The 17,724-nt window shown below is 46.4% G+C and carries 18 protein-coding genes and 1 tRNA gene; 2 read left to right on the top strand and 17 right to left on the bottom strand.

What is annotated here, in order from left to right:
• Nucleotides 1-69: 69 nt before the first annotated feature.
• The 16 genes from yihA to ACV3PA_RS07050 all read right to left on the bottom strand — a co-directional run bounded on the left by yihA (nt 70) and on the right by ACV3PA_RS07050 (nt 14,527).
• Nucleotides 70-651, bottom strand: a complete 582-nt coding sequence (gene yihA, locus ACV3PA_RS07125) for a ribosome biogenesis GTP-binding protein YihA/YsxC (RefSeq protein ID WP_053453982.1) — start codon at nt 649-651, stop codon at nt 70-72.
• Nucleotide 652: 1 nt separating this feature from the next.
• Nucleotides 653-2,962 carry an endopeptidase La gene (gene lon / locus ACV3PA_RS07120; protein ID WP_053453983.1) on the bottom strand — a complete coding sequence of 770 codons (2,310 nt, stop codon included), beginning with the start codon at nt 2,960-2,962 and terminating at the stop codon, nt 653-655.
• A gap of 69 nt (nt 2,963-3,031) precedes the next feature.
• Nucleotides 3,032-4,297, bottom strand: a complete 1,266-nt coding sequence (gene clpX / locus ACV3PA_RS07115; protein ID WP_456125882.1) for an ATP-dependent protease ATP-binding subunit ClpX — start codon at nt 4,295-4,297, stop codon at nt 3,032-3,034.
• Nucleotides 4,298-4,531: 234 nt separating this feature from the next.
• Entirely contained in the window at nt 4,532-5,824 is a 1,293-nt protein-coding gene (gene tig, locus ACV3PA_RS07110) for a trigger factor (protein WP_456125881.1), read from the bottom strand.
• A gap of 110 nt (nt 5,825-5,934) precedes the next feature.
• On the bottom strand, nt 5,935-6,921 hold the full coding sequence (locus tag ACV3PA_RS07105; protein ID WP_456125880.1) for a hypothetical protein: 987 nt from the start codon (nt 6,919-6,921) through the stop codon (nt 5,935-5,937).
• Between the two features lie 29 nt (nt 6,922-6,950).
• Nucleotides 6,951-7,475: a hypothetical protein gene (locus ACV3PA_RS07100; protein WP_235504901.1), complete on the bottom strand. Its 525-nt coding sequence runs from the start codon at nt 7,473-7,475 to the stop codon at nt 6,951-6,953.
• Nucleotides 7,476-7,577: 102 nt separating this feature from the next.
• Nucleotides 7,578-7,651 (bottom strand) — tRNA-Arg (locus tag ACV3PA_RS07095).
• Nucleotides 7,652-7,724: 73 nt separating this feature from the next.
• On the bottom strand, nt 7,725-8,234 hold the full coding sequence (locus tag ACV3PA_RS07090) for a metallophosphoesterase family protein (RefSeq protein ID WP_053453987.1): 510 nt from the start codon (nt 8,232-8,234) through the stop codon (nt 7,725-7,727).
• 5 nt (nt 8,235-8,239) lie between these two features.
• Nucleotides 8,240-8,833, bottom strand: a complete 594-nt coding sequence (locus ACV3PA_RS07085) for an XTP/dITP diphosphatase (RefSeq protein ID WP_053453988.1) — start codon at nt 8,831-8,833, stop codon at nt 8,240-8,242.
• Nucleotides 8,830-9,585 carry a ribonuclease PH gene (gene rph / locus ACV3PA_RS07080; protein WP_053453989.1) on the bottom strand — a complete coding sequence of 252 codons (756 nt, stop codon included), beginning with the start codon at nt 9,583-9,585 and terminating at the stop codon, nt 8,830-8,832. The genes ACV3PA_RS07085 and rph overlap by 4 nt, the downstream gene beginning before the upstream one ends.
• Nucleotides 9,586-10,392, bottom strand: a complete 807-nt coding sequence (racE, locus tag ACV3PA_RS07075) for a glutamate racemase (RefSeq protein WP_053453990.1) — start codon at nt 10,390-10,392, stop codon at nt 9,586-9,588.
• An 87-nt stretch (nt 10,393-10,479) separates the two neighbouring features.
• Nucleotides 10,480-10,743, bottom strand: a complete 264-nt coding sequence (locus tag ACV3PA_RS07070) for a phosphocarrier protein HPr (RefSeq protein ID WP_012371023.1) — start codon at nt 10,741-10,743, stop codon at nt 10,480-10,482.
• Nucleotides 10,744-10,808: 65 nt separating this feature from the next.
• A complete protein-coding gene (locus ACV3PA_RS07065; RefSeq protein WP_053453991.1) occupies nt 10,809-11,264 on the bottom strand; it encodes an acyl-CoA thioesterase in 456 nt (151 codons plus the stop codon).
• A gap of 56 nt (nt 11,265-11,320) precedes the next feature.
• The gene (gene sdhB / locus ACV3PA_RS07060; protein WP_023468986.1) at nt 11,321-12,127 is read right to left on the bottom strand and encodes a succinate dehydrogenase iron-sulfur subunit; all 807 of its coding nucleotides are present in this window, start codon (nt 12,125-12,127) and stop codon (nt 11,321-11,323) included.
• Nucleotides 12,127-13,890 (bottom strand): succinate dehydrogenase flavoprotein subunit, encoded by a 1,764-nt coding sequence (gene sdhA, locus ACV3PA_RS07055; RefSeq protein ID WP_456125879.1) that lies wholly within the window; start codon nt 13,888-13,890, stop codon nt 12,127-12,129. Before sdhA ends, sdhB begins: the two co-directional genes overlap by 1 nt.
• 19 nt (nt 13,891-13,909) lie before the next feature.
• Nucleotides 13,910-14,527 carry a succinate dehydrogenase cytochrome b558 subunit gene (locus tag ACV3PA_RS07050; protein WP_053453993.1) on the bottom strand — a complete coding sequence of 206 codons (618 nt, stop codon included), beginning with the start codon at nt 14,525-14,527 and terminating at the stop codon, nt 13,910-13,912.
• Between the two features lie 210 nt (nt 14,528-14,737).
• Between ACV3PA_RS07050 and ACV3PA_RS07045 the strand changes: the two genes are divergently transcribed.
• Entirely contained in the window at nt 14,738-15,160 is a 423-nt protein-coding gene (locus ACV3PA_RS07045; RefSeq protein ID WP_456125878.1) for a DUF2507 domain-containing protein, read from the top strand.
• A gap of 117 nt (nt 15,161-15,277) precedes the next feature.
• Entirely contained in the window at nt 15,278-15,892 is a 615-nt protein-coding gene (locus ACV3PA_RS07040; protein WP_023468990.1) for a PH domain-containing protein, read from the top strand.
• A gap of 41 nt (nt 15,893-15,933) precedes the next feature.
• On the opposite strand, the gene uvrC is transcribed toward ACV3PA_RS07040, so the two are convergent.
• Nucleotides 15,934-17,718 carry an excinuclease ABC subunit UvrC gene (uvrC, locus tag ACV3PA_RS07035; RefSeq protein WP_053453995.1) on the bottom strand — a complete coding sequence of 595 codons (1,785 nt, stop codon included), beginning with the start codon at nt 17,716-17,718 and terminating at the stop codon, nt 15,934-15,936.
• Nucleotides 17,719-17,724 lie beyond the last annotated feature (6 nt).

Genomic DNA, 17,724 nt, shown 5'->3' with positions numbered 1-17,724 from the left:
ACATATCATATGTAAAATACATAAAAAAAACCTACGAAATCTTACTGATTTCATAGGTTAAAAATAAATTTATAGCAAGCGATAAATCGCTTCCCATGCTTCATCGACGCCTTCTCCTGTTTCAGATGAGAAGGGAATCAAGGTATCTTGACCGTCAAATTGCAACTTACGTTTGATTGCCGCGATATGTTTATCACGTTGACTCTTTTTGATTTTATCGAGTTTTGTCGCAACAACGATGACCGGTAGATCGTAATACTTCAAGAAATCATACATCGTTACATCATCCGCAGAAGGATCGTGACGAATATCGACGAGTTGGACAACACCTTTGAGAATTTCGCGTTGTGTGAAGTACTTCTCCATCATCTTGCCCCACGCTTCGCGTTCCGTCTTCGATACTTTTGCATAGCCGTAACCGGGTACGTCGACGAACATGACTTCATCATTGATGTTAAAGAAGTTCAATGTTTGTGTTTTACCTGGTTTTGAAGACGTCCGCGCGAGCGCTTTACGTTGGACCAATTTGTTGATGAAAGAGGACTTTCCGACATTCGATCGTCCTGCGAGTGCCACTTCTGGCAACAATGGCTCCGGATAATGTTCCGGATTGACGCCACTCGTAATAAAATCAGCTTTATAAATTTTCATGTTACTCTCCTTTTAATGCATGTTCGAGCACTTGCTCCATCGTCGCGACCGGAATAAATTCCATTCCTGCGCGGACGCTTTCCGGGATATCATCGATGTCCCGCGTATTATCTTGTGGTAGAAGAACAGTCGTCAAGCCAGCACGATGCGCTGCGAGCGACTTCTCTTTTAATCCACCAATTGGTAAGACACGTCCACGTAACGTGATTTCACCTGTCATCCCGACGTCACGGCGTACCGGACGCTTCGTCAAGGCGGAAATCAATGCCGTCGCGAGTGTGATTCCAGCAGATGGACCGTCTTTTGGTACGGCACCTTCAGGAACGTGAATGTGAATATCCTGCGTTTCGTAGAAGTTCGGTTCGATGCCAAGTGAAGTCGCGTTCGCTCGGACGAAGCTGTACGCGGTCTGAGCCGACTCTTGCATGACGTCTCCGAGTTTCCCAGTTAACTGCAACTTCCCTTTACCCGGAGCAAGGCTGACTTCGATCGTCAACGTATCGCCCCCAAAAGCAGTATACGCTAAACCAGTCACTGCGCCAATCATATCTTCGAGCTCACCTTGACCATAACGGTAGATCGGCTTACCTAAGAAATCATCTAGATTACGCTTCGTCACCGTCACACGCTTCTTCTCACCCATCGCGATTTGTTTCGCCGCTTTCCGACAAAGTGATCCGAGAACGCGTTCGAGATTCCGAACACCTGCTTCTCGTGTATAACGCCGGACGACTTCTTCTAGGGCATCTGCTTTGACCGTCAATTGACTCTTTTTCAAGCCGTGCTCAGCAAGTTGTTTTGACAACAAGTGACGAACAGCAATTTCCGTCTTCTCTTGTTCCGTATAGCCACCGATTTGAATCAGTTCCATCCGGTCAAGCAACGGTCCTGGAATATTCGAGACATCGTTCGCTGTCGCGATGAAGAGGACGTTCGATAAATCGAACGGTTCTTCGATATAGTGATCCGAGAAGCTGTTGTTTTGTTCCGGGTCAAGGACTTCAAGCATTGCTGACGACGGATCGCCACGGAAGTCGTTTGACATCTTATCGATTTCATCGAGTAAGAAGACTGGGTTGTTCGTTCCTGCTTGTTTTAAGCCCCGAATGATTCGCCCTGGCATTGCACCGATATATGTCCGGCGATGTCCCCGAATCTCTGCTTCGTCACGTACACCACCAAGTGAGACACGAACGAATTTCCGCTCGAGTGCTGTTGCGATGGATCGTGCGAGTGACGTTTTCCCGACTCCTGGAGGTCCAGACAGACAAAGAATCGGACCGCGTAGCGAATCCGTCAACTGACGAACAGCAAGATACTCAAGAATCCGTTCTTTGACCTTCTCTAAACCATAATGGTCCTCGTCGAGCTGTTCCGAAGCTGCTGAGACGTTCAAGAAATCGTCCGTTGCTTCGTTCCACGGTAACGAGAAGAACCATTCGAGGTAGTTGCGAATGACACCATGTTCCGGACTCGTCGCTGGTACGACGGCTAAACGACTGATTTCCTTCTCGACGTTCGCAACCGTCGTTTCTGGTAAATCAAGCATCGCTAACTGCTCCCGGTATTTCGTTGCATCACTTTCAACAGAAGCGGACTCGCCGCCGAGTTCTTGTTGAATCGTCTTCAATTGTTCCCGCAAGTAATACTCGCGTTGTGATTGTTCAATCGTCTTCTTCGTCCGCTCACGCATCTCACGTTCGAGTTCGACGACTTCATATTCATGTTTCATGACGTCAAGCAACATCAATCCTCGCTCGACAGGATCTTGTTGTTCAAGGAACTCCTGTTTCTTCGAGATATCGATCGGTAACTTCGACGTGATATAGTCCGTCAGTGAATCGAGGCGTTCATAGGTCTCAAAGCGACGACGCTCATCCGTTCCGATGCCTTTGATGCGGGAAACGAGCTGACCAAACTGTTCTTTGATGAGACGGACGAGCGCTTCTTGTTTTGCCCCTTTGATGTCCATCTTCTCGATTGGTTCGATGACGGCTTGGTAGCCTTCGTCTGTCTCTTCGACATTTTCAATCCGGACGCGTTCCTTCCCGATGACACGGACACGAACCGTATCATTACCCAGTTCGCTCATCTTCGCGATTTGGACGAGTGTACCGACTTGATGTAATCCGTCAACAGACGGCTCTGCTTCCGGGTCACGTTGCGTGACGACGACGAGATCAATCTCGTGTTCCTTTGATGCTAATAATGCTTTTAAAGACACGGGACGCCCTACATCAATCGTCAACCCGATTAACGGATACGCGACGACACCGCGTAAAGGTAAAAGTGGATATTGTTTTTTCTTCATTCGAATTCCTCCTAAACAAAAAGACTCGGAAAGGCGTACAAGTAGCCTCCGAGCCGATTTGTCACGGTGTTACGCCGTTTCTTTTTCTTTCCCATGTTCAATTGTACCATCTTTCAACTCAAGCGTTGGACCACGTTTACCAGTCAACGTTTCTGCTTTAATGATGACTTTCGCGATGTCTTCACGCGATGGGATTTCGAACATGATATCTAGCATAGTTTCTTCGATGATCGAACGAAGACCACGCGCACCTGTTTTACGTTGGATCGCAAGTTTCGCAATCTCAAGAAGTGCATCTTCCGTGAAGTCGAGTTCGACATCATCAAGTTGAAGCATTTTCTTATATTGTTTAACGAGGGCGTTTTTCGGTTTCGTCAAGATTTGAACAAGTGCCTCTTCATCCAGTGGCTCGAGTGTCGCCATGACTGGCAAACGACCGATGAACTCAGGAATCAAACCAAACTTTTGAAGATCTTCTGGCAATGCAGCTGCTAGAATTTCTTTTTGTGTGAGGTTACGGTTCTCTGAATCGTTTCCGAAGCCGATGACTTTTTTACCGAGACGACGTTTGATGGACTGATCGATACCATCGAATGCTCCACCAACGATGAACAAGATGTTCGTCGTATCGATTTGAATGAATTCTTGATGCGGATGTTTCCGGCCACCTTGTGGCGGTACACTTGCAACCGTTCCTTCCAAAATCTTCAGCAAGGCTTGTTGAACACCCTCACCGGAAACGTCACGTGTGATTGATGGATTTTCTGATTTACGAGCAATCTTATCGATCTCATCAATGTAAATGATTCCTTTTTCAGCCTTCTCGACATCGTAATCCGCTGCTTGGATGAGTTTCAACAGGATGTTCTCGACGTCTTCACCGACATAACCTGCTTCCGTCAAACTTGTTGCATCTGCAATCGCAAACGGTACGTTCAAGATACGTGCCATCGTTTGGGCAAGAAGTGTTTTACCGCTACCTGTTGGCCCGATCATGACGATATTCGATTTTGAGAGCTCGACATCATCCGCGCGACCACCAGCATTGATTCGTTTGTAGTGATTATACATCGCTACAGATAACGATTTTTTCGCTTTCTCTTGACCGATGACATAATCGTCAAGTGTCGTACGAATTTCATGCGGTTTCGGAACATTCTTTAGCTCGACTTCTTCTTCTGTACCGAGTTCTTCCTCTACGATTTCATTGCAGAGTTCGATACACTCGTCGCAAATGTAAACGCCAGGTCCAGCAACAAGTTTGCGTACTTGTTCTTGTGTCTTTCCACAGAAAGAACATTTTAGCTGACCTTTTTCTTCGTTGAATTTAAACATAAAGGTCCACCCCTTTAACGTGGAAATTGTATGGACGCCTGTAGCATCCCGTCTCACGTTTTACTATTTATGATTGTAGCATGAACAAGGAAAGTCTTTCAAATCCTGGACGAACGATTTACAGTTTGATGTCCTGAACCAAGGATTGTTTGTCCTTGTTTGACCTATCGTACAAAAAAATCGACTCCAAGACCAGAAATTGGGCTTGAAGTCGATCGAAAACCATGAAATGGCTTATTTTGCTTTTGCGTTGTCGACGAGAACATCGATAGCTTTACGGAATTGAAGATCGCCTTTAAGCGTTTCAAGTCCACCTTGTGGTGCAAGCATCGTTTCAAGTTGATCTGCAGGGATGTTGTAGAGTTCTGACATTGATTGAAGTTCAGTTTGTGTTTCTTCGTCTGTTACTTCGATTTTTTCGTCAGCAACGATTTGCTTGAGGACGAGACGTGCTTTAACGCGCTCTTCCGCTTGCTCTTTCATTTCAGAACGCATTGCCTCTTCTGTCGTTCCAGTCAACTGGAAGTACATGTTGAGGTCGATACCTTGTGATTGAATACGTTGTGTGAACTCTTGGACCATACGCTCAACTTCGTTTTCGACCATGACTTCTGGAAGATCAACTTTTGCGTTTTTCGTAGCCGCTTCGACTAACTCATCGCGCATTGAAGCATCAGCTTCTTGTTTGCGTGTGTTTTCGAGACGTGTACGGATTTTTGTTTTCAACTCGTCGAGTGAAGAAACTTCTTCATCCATCTCTTTAGCGAACTCATCTGTCAATTCAGGGAGCTCTTGAGCTTTGACTTCATGGATTGTTACTTTGAATGTAACTGGTTTTCCAGCGAGTGATGCTTCGTGGTATTCCTCAGGGAATGTCACTTCAAGATCTTTTTGCTCGCCAGTTTTTAAACCGACCATCTGCTCTTCGAATCCAGGAATGAAGTTTCCAGAACCGATGACGAGTGAGTAGTTCTCAGCAGTTCCGCCGTCGAATTGGTTTTCCCCATCGAAACCTGCGAAGTCGAATACGACTGTATCGCCATTCTCGATGACGCCATCTTCTTTAACGACGAGTTCTGCACCGCGTTCTTGTAATGTTTTGAGTTCAGCGTCGACGTCTTCGTCAGTAACGTTCGTTTCAACTGCTGTGTACTCAAGACCTTTGTACTCACCGAGTGTAGCTTCAGGCTCGATGACGAACGTGATTTTGAATTCTACTGGCTTGCCTTTTTCGAGTGTTTCAACGTCGATGTTTTCAAGCGCGATTGGCTCGATTCCTGATTCGACGACTGCACCTTCGATTGTGTCCTTATAAAGGATATCGAGTGCATCTTGGTACAGTGCTTCTTCACCGTACATTTTGTTGAACATTGCGCGTGGCATTTTTCCTTTACGGAAACCTGGTGTGTTCAAAGTCTTAACGACTTTCTTGAACGCTTGGTCTACCGCTTTATCAAATGCTTCAGCAGGCGCTTCATACGTGAGGACGCCGAGGCTACCTGATTGTTTTTCCCATTTTGCAGTCATGCTGAGTCCCTCCAAAATTGTCAATTAGCGTACATGTGTGTACAACAAGTCACATTATAGCACAATCGTTCTGACGATTACCACTGTTGAACGAATCGTTTCCAGATGTCTCAATCGAAGTAAATTTGCTCGAATGCGATGACTTCCGGATAAAGAATATGTGACGCTCGATATAACTGCTGTGCTAGCGGACTTAAGACACGTCCCGCGTCTTCGGTTTCAAATGTTAGACCTGCGAGTTCTTCGCACGCCGAGAACCAATTCTCCATATCTGATCCGATGAGCTCTCGTTCTTCAAGATGAACCAATTGATCCGACCTTAAGACGAGCAATGCCCGAAACGGATCCATTCGTTGTAGCATGTGCATCGATGCGAGTAACGCTTGTTGCTCCTGTTGATGGGCAAGCAACACTTCTTCTAAATCTTGGCGTGATGAAATCGTCCAGTCTACATCTAAGTGTGGCACCTGAATCATTGTCGGATATGTCAAATGATCAAGCACGCTTCCTAATAATTGATCGATGACGAGTAGACTTTGATGCGCTGTCTCTTGAGCATGAAAATACTTGTCTGTGATGTATTCCATGAGCGAAGGTGTTCGTTCGAATTCAGCACCCGTCAGACAGCGCATCTGTTCAACCCAATTCCCATGTCGTAACACATGCATCAGCTCTGTTCCGGGCGCAACCGGGCACTGCGTCATGTTACTCGTCTGAACCGTAGACGACTTTTGTTTTCGAACGCTCATCTGCTGTTTGATCTCGTCTAATCGAAGCGCCAATCCATACGGTAAGTAGGGTGATGCCGAGCGCAGTGCGAGTTTCATCGGATAGCGTTCTCCCAGCTCATAAAGAAAGAGTGCGAGCACTTGCTCAACACCCTCAACGTCAAGAAATCGTTCTGCTACAGTTTCAAATCGTTCACGATCGTTCAGTAAGAGTGGTTGAATGATATAGAGTCGGTATAAGACATCTTCTCCTGTCAGTTGATCCGTCTCTAATTCCACAATCAATTGTTCTTGCTCAGAAGCGGTCAAGCGAAGAATCCGCGCTTGTGCTGCTTCGAGTTCATGTTCCATCCAGCGCGATGTCCCCATATTCCGTCACTCCTTTATACTAAAACTGCTTATTTCGTAAACGGATCGAGTAAAGATGTCCAGTTCGTGATTGCTTCTTGCAGTTTCCCTGCTTGTTCAATGCCAAGACGATTTAACGTATCAAGAGAGACGTCTGTCTCAAGAAGTCGTGTGATATCTTCCGACTGATTCACGTACTGTTCCAGTTTTGCACTTAAATTCTGCAACTCTTGCGGTGGATTTTCAAGCCCCGCTAAGCGTTGATCGATTTGATCTAGTTCTTGATTGAATTGATCAATTGTTCCGTTTTCCTTCAACTTCTCGATTTGTTGATCCAGTGCTTGTTCTGGATTCGCCGATTCACGTGCTGTTGTAGCGGCCTCATTCAAAGAAGCGGATAAATCTGACGTAACTTGTGCCGTGTCTTTCGCAATCCCTTGGAGTTCTCCTGCATAATCAACACTATTCTTCACATCATTCACTTGTTGCTTTGCATCGTCGACTGTATTTGAAATCTCACTACATCCAGCAAGAAACGTGCTTAGTACTAGGACTGCTCCAACTTTCTTCCACATCGCATTCATCCCTTTCGAGTTCATGATACCTTAATTATAATCGAAAATCGGAATAAAAAAAAGAGACCACCCTCGTAAGGGCAGTCTCTATTTTAATTATAGCGTCCCAAGAGGGATTCGAACCCCCGACCGACGGCTTAGAAGGCCGTTGCTCTATCCTGCTGAGCTATTGGGACGTGTCAACACGAATAAACTATACTAGAACAATTCTTTCGTGTCAATCACATTACAAATATTGCATTTATTTTATTACAAAAATGTTCCGTCCAGATGGAGCGCATTTACCGGGTCACCATTTACATCAAGAAAATCGACAGAATAACGGTTTTGATCCACTTCTAGAATCGCATATGTCTTATCTGGTCGATGGCGTGGCATCCGAATCGATCCTGGATTGATGAATAAGACACCATCTCGATATTCTGCCTTTGCGACGTGAGAATGACCATACAACACGATGTCAGCTTTCTTTTCGTTCGCATGGTGCTGCAGAACATCTAGACTATATTTGACGTCTTGCCGATGCCCATGAACACAAAGTACCGCACGCCCGTCCATCTCTGACGTGACTTCTTCCGGAAAGTCGTGTCCATAATCACAATTTCCTCGCACAACACGATATGGATATAATGATTCGATGTCACGCGTCAATTGGGAGTCTCCACAATGAAATGCTACATCCACGTCTTGATGACGTTCGAAAATCGTAAGCAATTCTTGTTCTAGTCCATGGCTATCACTAACGATCAACGCTCTCATCTTCATCACACTCCTAAGAAGGTAGTTAAATCCTGTTCGAGCTTACGCAATGCATTGCCACGATGGCTAATCATTGCTTTCTCTTCTTTCGTCAACTCAGCAGCAGTTTTTCCGCTCTCCGTGACGAATAACGGATCATAACCGAAACCGTTCGAACCCTTCGCCTCAAAACCGATGTGCCCTTCCATCGTGCCGCGAACCGTCAATGTCTCACCTGTGGGTTTTGCGAGAGCAAGTACACAAACGAAACGTGCTGTCCGTTTTTCTTCCGGTAGATCGTGTAATTTCTCAAGTAACAAGGCATTGTTTGCCGTATCCGACTTTGCAAGCCCAGCAAATCGTGCCGAGTAAACTCCTGGGGCCCCGTTTAAGGCATCGACTTCAAGACCTGAATCATCAGCAAGTACCGCATGACCGAAGTACGCTGCAGCTTCTGTTGCCTTCAAGAGTGCATTTTCCTCGAATGTTTCACCCGTCTCATCCGTTTCTGGTGCATCCGCGTGATCAAGTAACGACTCGACCGTGTAACCGAGACGCCCGAGCATACTTTCGAGTTCCTTCACTTTTCCCGCGTTATGTGTTGCAACGATGATTTTCATCTATGTTCCCCCACTTCTTCTCCTACATACCACCATGACACACCGAGTGCATCACGACCGGCTTCAATCAGTTCCTTAATACCTTTTTCCCCAAGTTCGAGCATATCGAGCATCTCTTGACGAGAAAATGTTGATTCTTCTCCCGTCGCTTGCATCTCGACGATTTTACCAGATGACGTCATGACGAGGTTGAAGTCGACTTCAGCCGCAGCATCCTCTTCGTAACAAAGATCGAGCAAGACATTCGACTCAACGATTCCAACCGAAATCGCTGCGATACCTTCCTTGATGGGTGTATCCGTCAGTTTCCCGGCTTGAATCAATTGATCGACCGCTCGGACGAGTGCTAAAAAACCACCCGTGATTGATGCGGTCCGTGTGCCACCATCTGCTTGAATGACATCACAGTCGATCCAGATCGTTCGTTCGCCAAGTTTTTCTAAATCGACGACCGCCCGAAGCGAGCGGCTAATCAGACGTTGGATTTCCATCGTCCGTCCCGTCTGCTTACCACGAACGGCTTCTCGTGCTGTCCGCTGAGCGGTTGCCCGCGGTAACATCGAATACTCCGCGTTGATCCAGCCTTGGCGTTTACCGCGCAAGAACGGTGGCACTCTTTCTTCGACGGTTGCCGTACAGAGAACTTTTGTATCGCCCAGTTCAATCATAACCGAACCTTCTGCGTGTTTATTGATATCAATCGATAACTGAACAGGTCGGATACGATCCGCCGTTCGTTGGTCTATTCGCATTTAATCTTCCTCCGTTCCAAGCACGATGCGTTCTGCGTGTATCGGCTGATCGAGCCAGTCCGTCGCAATCTGATCAAATGAACGAATATCGCCTGTTGCATAATAACGATGTTCCGGTATTTGTGTCACATCTGCTGAAATCGTATTGTAATCAAGTAGTGCTGCTACCTCAAGTGCCGTCTCGTCTCCCGAAGAAATCAGCTGGACGCCTGGTCCGATGACCCGTCCAATCACATCTGCTAGAAGCGGATAATGCGTACACCCGAGAATCAATGTATCCATATCATAATTTATCAATGGTCGTAACGTATTGGCGACGACACGCTCAACGTAAGCACCATCCGTTTGCATCGACTCGACGAGCGGAACGAACGGTGGGCAAGCTAACGATTCAACGACGACTTGCCCTTCGACGTGGCGTAACGCCTTCTCGTAGGAATTGCTTGTAATCGTCATCTTCGTTCCGATGACACCAATTCGTTTCGTACGCGTCACCTTGACGGCTGCTCGCGCACCCGGATCAATGACACCGATAACAGGTATATTTAAACGTTCTCGCGCTTCTTTTAAAACAACAGCCGTTGCTGTGTTACAGGCGATTACGATCAATTTCACATCTTGTTGTACGAGATAATCAATCATCTCCCACGTAAACTCACGAATCTCTTCTTCAGGGCGTGGACCATACGGACACCGTAAAGTATCCCCGACATAAATGATTCGCTCATGGGGCAACTGTCGCATCAACTCACGTGCGACCGTCAAACCACCGACTCCGGAATCTAGTACTCCAATCGCTCGATTCACTCTTCTCCACCTCTTTCTCACTACTCTTATGGTAACAAAAAAGGACGACGGTGCAAGACCGGCGTCCGAGAATGTACGATTACAGGATTACTGAGCAAGACCTTCGCTTGTCAGCATATCTGAAAGAGTCGTGATTGCTTCAGAAGCATCGTCACCGTTTGCAACGATTTTGATATCTGAATCTTTCGCGATTCCGAGTGAAAGAACACCCATGATTGACTTCAAGTTGACAGTCTTCCCGTTGTATTCCAAGTTGATGTCTGATTGGAATTTAGAAGCTGTGTTGACGAGCTGAGTAGCCGGACGAGCGTGAATGCCTGAATCCGCGATGACTTTGAATGTTTTTTCCATGATTAAGAAATCTCCCTTCACTAATAACGTACTAGTGAGTCGTTTTCGAATATGTGAACTCATTATCAAATGATAACGGATTCGAATCGATTCTGCAAGGAATTTTTATACGCTTCACTCCATGGGAATGCTTTCCCGGAACGGTCGATTTGGACCATTGATGTCCGTCCTGTGAACATCAGTTCCTCCTGCTCATCAAACGCTGCGTAATGTACGTCACACGATGCACTGCCGACGTGTACCGGGTATGCATAGACAGAGAGACGCGCCCGTGGATAGACTTGGCGAATGTAGTTACACTGGGCATCCGCAACGACGATGATCCCATCGTCTGCAAGCGAATACCCGGTTTCTTCTAACATCAATGTCCGAACGTCCTCGAAATAGACAAATGGTACTCGGTTATTCATATGACCGTAGGCATCAGTCTCCGCGAACCGGACGGCGACGTCAAGCCGCGTTCCGTGTTTCATCTGTTCAAGCCATGACTCGAGTTCTGGAATATAAGCTGGTACGCGCACAATGAGTTCCTCCTGTCTGAATGAAAAAAGAAGGAGCAAGCTCCTTCTTTGATAAATCATGAACTAACTGCTTCACCTGTCCGTCCTTCGTCACTACCGAAGAACTTCTTGAATGAGTGAAGTGTTGTCTGACGGTTCATTGCTGCAATCGAAGTCGTCAGCGGAATTCCCTTCGGACAAACTTCAACACAGTTTTGAGCATTACCACACTGCATGATCCCGCCGTCTTCCATCAACGCCTCAAGACGTTCTTCCTTGTGGAAAGCTCCTGTCGGATGCGAGTTGAATAGACGGACTTGCGAGATCGATGCCGGTCCGATGAATGTCGAACGATCGTTAACGTTCGGACATGCTTCGAGACATACACCGCATGTCATACATTTTGATAACTCATATGCCCATTGACGTTTGTTTTCTGGCATCCGTGGTCCTGGACCTAAATCATATGTTCCATCAATCGGAACCCACGCTTTGACTTTTTTCAACGCATCAAACATGCGCTGACGGTCAACTTGGAGGTCACGAACGATTGGGAACGTCTGCATTGGTTGAAGGCGGATCGGCTGTTCCAATTTATCAACGAGCGCCGTACACGACTGACGTGGTGTACCGTTGATGACCATGGAACAAGCACCACAAACTTCTTCTAAACAACCCATATCCCAGTTGATTGGTGTTGTTTTTTCACCCGCAGCATTCACAGGATTTCGACGAATCTCCATTAAAGCGGAAATGACGTTCATGTTTGGACGGTAAGGAATTTCAAACGCCTCATCATACGGTTTACCATCTGGTCCATCTTGACGTTGGACGATGAATTGAACCGATTTTTGCGTAGTAGATGATTCGAGTGGTGTCGCCATTATGCTTTCACCTCTTTCTTCGACTTCTTGCTGTAGTCGCGTTTCCGTGGTGGAATCAACGACGTGTCGACGTCTTCGTAGAAGATTTCCGGATGACCATTCGTATAACGCGCCATCGTCGTCTTCAAGAACTGTTCATCATTACGTTCCGGGAAGTCCGGTTTGTAGTGTGCTCCACGGCTCTCGTCGCGTTTCAACGCACCGAGTGTGATTGCCTCTGCTAAGTCAAGCATATGATCGAGCTGACGGATGAACGATGCCCCTTGGTTACTCCAACGTGCTGTATCCGTTGCCGAAATGCGTGTGAAACGATCGCGGAGTTCCTTAATTTTTGTAAGGGTTTCTTCAAGCTTATCGTTATAACGAACGACCGTGACGTTATCTGTCATGATCTCGCCAAGCTCACGGTGGATTTGATACGCATTTTCCGTACCTTCCATCGATAAGATGTCGTTGAAACGATTGATCTCTTCAATTTTATGCGCTTCGACAACTTCCTCGTTCATCTCATGAACCGATGTCTCAAGTTCGTTCATATATGCGATTGCTGATGGTCCAGCGACCATTCCACCGTATACGGCTGAAAGAAGTGAGTTCGCTCCAAGACGGTTACCACCGTGCATCGAGTAATCGCATTCACCTGCTGCGAACAATCCAGGGATGTTCGTCATTTGATCGTAATCGACCCATAATCCGCCCATCGAATAGTGAACGGCAGGGAAGATCTTCATCGGTACTTTTCGTGGGTCGTCGCCGACGAACTTCTCGTAGATTTCAAGAATCCCACCAAGTTTAACGTCGAGTTCCTTCGCATCTTTATGCGACAAATCGAGATAGACCATGTTCTCTCCGTTGACGCCGAGTTTTTGGTTAACGCAGACGTCGAAGATTTCGCGCGTTGCGATATCTCGTGGAACAAGGTTTCCGTATGCCGGATATTTTTCTTCGAGGAAGTACCACGGTTTACCGTCTTTATACGTCCAGACACGACCGCCCTCGCCTCGTGCTGATTCACTCATGAGACGCAACTTATCGTCTCCAGGAATCGCTGTCGGGTGAATCTGAATGAACTCACCGTTCGCATAGATCGCACCTTGACGATAGACAGCAGCTGCTGCTTGTCCTGTATTGATGACCGAGTTCGTCGATTTTCCGAAGATGACCCCAGGACCACCTGTCGCGAGGATGACGGAGTCAGCCGCAAATGCTTCGATCTCCATCGTCCGGAGATTTTGACAGACCGCTCCGCGACAAATGCCGTTGTCATCGATGATTGCACGAAGGAATTCCCATCCTTCATATTTTTCTACCAAACCTTGCGCTTCGAACTTACGAACCTGCTCGTCCAGTGCGTACAACAGTTGTTGTCCTGTCGTCGCACCAGCATATGCCGTCCGGTGATGCAATGTTCCACCGAAACGTCGGAAGTCGAGCAACCCTTCCGGTGTCCGGTTGAACATGACACCCATTCGGTCGAACATATGAATGATTTTCGGTGCCGCTTCCGCCATTTTTTGAACAGGTGGTTGATTTGCGAGGAAGTCTCCCCCATATACCGTGTCATCGAAATGTTGGTATGGTGAGTCGCCTTCCCCTTTCGTATTGACTGCTCCGTTAATGCCACCTTGTGCACAAACAGAGTGTGAGCGTTTGACGGGTACGAGTGAGAATAACTTAACTGGTACGCCTTGCTCTGCTGCTTTTATCGTAGCCATCAATCCGGCAAGCCCTCCACCGATGATGACAAGATTCTTGTTCGCCATGTTGTCAGTTCCCCTTTCCTTACAACACGCCTGCAAACGTTAAGATCGAGCGTACGCCTACAAACGATAAACCGATGAATACGAGTGCTGCCACGTAAGACATCGCTCGTTGAGATGCTGGTGACTGCGTGATTCCCCACGTGATGCAGAACGTCCAAAGTCCGTTTGCTAGGTGGAAAGTCGTCGCCAAGATCCCGACGATATAAAACGCGAGCATGAATCCATTATCGACGATGTTCTGCATCATACTTGCATCGACTGCTGTTCCCATCGCAGCGGCAATCCGTGTTTCCCAAACGTGCCATGTGATGAACACGACGAGGAACACTCCGCTGAAGCGTTGCAGTACATACATCCAGTTCCGGAAGTATGTATAACGTCCTGTGTTCGCAGAACCTGTGAATGCGATGTATACACCGTAGACACCATGCAAGATGATCGGAATGAAGATGACAAAGATCTCTAAGAACAATCGATACGGAACGCTCCCCACGAATTCCGCGGCCTTATTGAAGTCCTCTTCACCACGTACGATGAAGTAGTTCGTCGTTAAGTGCGAAAGTAAAAATAACCCGATTGGAATGACGCCGAGCAGTGAGTGTATTTTACGACTCACGAAATCACGATGATTCGCCATCCAAATCCCCCCTTTTGTTTGCCAATCAACCGTTGGCGCATTTTGGTAGAAAAGCGCTTTCATAAGGAAATTCGTCTTTTCATCACTTATTCTACTCCTGTCCTTTTTAGAAGACAACCCGAGGCGTTGCATTTAACTGCAAATTTTTTTAGGAAAACAATGACCGACAAGAATCATCTCGGTATAATGGTTCTCAGATAGGAGTGAATCATGATGGACGCTACACCAAATCAAACACCACTTTTCGGTATCGAATTGATCCGAGATTATGTGCTGACCGATCTTTTAGGATCGGATTATCGGCAAGTCATTTACTGGGCAGGCAAGCGTTTGGCTCGTCAATTCCCTGTCGTCGACGAATCCGAGTTATCTTCGTTCTTCGAACAAGCAGGTTGGGGAATGCTTGAGGTCAAGAAACAGAAAGGTACTGTCACTTCGTATATTCTTTCTCCGCCTGAAACGACGAGAGACGAACGTCCACAAGGTTATTTCCAACTCGAAGCTGGTTTTCTCGCTGAACAACATTCGCGTTTTAATGCGTGTGTTGCGGAAGGATACGCTGAGGTGAATAAGGAACTCATCCAGATTACGGTCCAGATCGATCCAAAAGATCCACTTGAACCACTCGGTTGATTTATTACATAGTTCCAGACAGGAATCCTTGTTTCTCACATCGAAAAAGAACTTGAAACCTTTTGCAGTAAGTGATCGTAAAATCATTCGTACACAAATCGCGAGGAGGAACTTCACATGTTCAAAAAATTAGCAGCCGATTTAACAGGATTCAGTGATATCGGACAAGTCATTCACCCTGATGATTTCGACAAGGCAGCCGCTGACGATTATGTTTTACATGAAGACGGCGAAAAAATCTATTTCCTGATTAAATCTAAATCTGATGAGTATTGCTTTACGAACTTGGCTTTAATTCATCTAGATGGTGAAAGTGCCGTCAGTTCGAAACGCGTTTTGTATCGTTATCCATATGCCCATTATCCGATCCGTCATGTCATGTTCGAAACGGCTGGAACGGTCGACCTTGATGTCGAAATCAAATTCGAAATCGGTGGAAAACATTATTCAATCGATGTCGATAAGAAACAACTCGAACATGTGAAAGATCTTTATAAAACACTTCTTGCTATCGCTGAAAAACAGTATGAAGGACAAAAAATGCTTGAGTTCGCTAACAGTTCACTGAATCATTCGGTCACGATTCTCGGTGGTCTTCGCCAAGGTGACATGAACGTACCGCAAACGTTCAAGGAACTGTCTGAACAATCCTTCGAGTGGCTTCAAGGTCACTACCATCAGTGGAACCAGCGCGACTTCGGTTCATACTACGAGAAGTACATCAATAACTAATCTTTTGAAAATGCCGCCCTCTTCAAGAGGACGGCATTTTTTTATTCTTCATTCGCTTGACTTAAATATTCGGCAACGGTTTCCGCTAATTTCACGGGCAATCCCGCCTCTGCCAACTGCTCAATCGTCGCACGACGCAGACTACGCATCGATCCGAAATGGCGGATCAACTGTTGCCGTCGTTTCGGTCCGACTCCTGGTATCTCATCAAGCAAGGAACGGGTCATTCCTTTTGAACGGAGGGAGCGATGGAACGTGATAGCAAACCGATGCACTTCATCTTGCATGCGCTGCAGTAGATAAAACGCACTTGAACGAGGACTTAGTTCGATGAGACGAGCATCTTCTCCAAATAACAACTGACTCGTTCGGTGTTTGTCATCTTTTTTTAATGAACCGACCGGAAGGGATAAGCCAAGTTCATCTTGAATGACTTCTAAAGCAGCATTCAACTGTCCAACTCCTCCGTCAATTAAGACGAGGTCCGGAAGGCGCGCTCCTTCAAGTAACAATCGCCGATAACGGCGACGAACGATCTCACGCATCGATTCATAGTCGTCCGGTCCTTGGACTGTCCGAATCTTGAATTTCCGGTATTCCTTTTTGAGTGGTTTACCGTCTTCAAAGACGACGAGCGCCGAAACAGCGTCTGCTCCTTGGATGTTCGCATTATCGATGATCTCGATTCGTGATAATGGATGGACATCAATTGCATTCGCGAGCTCCTCGACTGCCTGCACGGTGCGTTTCTCATCTTTTGCTAACAATTCAAAGCGTTCAGATATCGCATTTTCAGCATTTTTCGTCGCTAAATCAAGTAATTTCCGCTTCGATCCTCGGACCGGAACGTGAATTTTGATTGAAAGCGCCTCTTTGAGGAGAAGCTGATTGACGAGTGGTGGTACATAGACTTCACTCGGCTTGATGTTCTTTTCATAGAATTGAACGATGAAACTCTCCAGTTCCTCGGCTGGCGTACCATAAATCGGGAAAAGCGAGACATCGCGCTCGATCATTTTCCCCCCGCGAAGGAAAAATACTTGGACACACATCCAGCCTTTATCAACGTGAATCCCGAATACATCACGTGATGTCAAATCCGCCGTGATCATATTTTGTTTGTTCATGATCGACTCAATGGCTCGCACTTGATCACGCAATTCTCCTGCACGTTCGAATTCCATCGTCTCGGCCGCTTCTGCCATCTTGTGCTTCAAGCTTTCAACGAGTTCTTTCGTGTCGCCCGATAAGAAGCGTCGGATTTCCGATACGAGTGCCTTTTGTTCCGACTCAAGATTCGGGATTTCACACGGACCGAGACATTGACCGATATGATAATACAGACAGAGTTTCTTCGGCATCGGCTGACATTTGCGTAACGGATATAAACGATCTAACAGACGTTTTGTTTCGTTCGCTGCATACGCATTCGGATACGGACCGAAGTAATGTCCGCCGTCTTTTTTTAACTTACGTGTCGTAATCAATCGTGGATAGGTCTCATTCGTAATTTTCAAGTACGGGTAAGATTTATCGTCCTTCAACATGATATTGTATTTCGGATCATGCTTTTTAATCAATGTCATCTCAAGCAATAACGCTTCTAGTTCACTCGCTGTGATGATGTATTCGAAGTCACGGACTTCCGCGACGAGACGTTCCGTCTTAATATCATGTGCTCCCGTGAAATAGGAGCGGACACGATTCTTTAGATTTTTTGCTTTTCCGACATAGATGACTTCGCCAAATTCGTTTTTGTGTAGATAACATCCCGGCTCATCAGGTAAAAGGGATAGTTTCGCTTTAATATGTTCTTGATGTCCCAAATAAAT

It is taken from the genome of Exiguobacterium sp. EA-TM-5, from assembly GCF_053878415.1.
The sequence above is the reverse complement of the archived record's forward strand: the minus strand, read 5'-3'. Positions and strand labels throughout refer to the sequence as shown.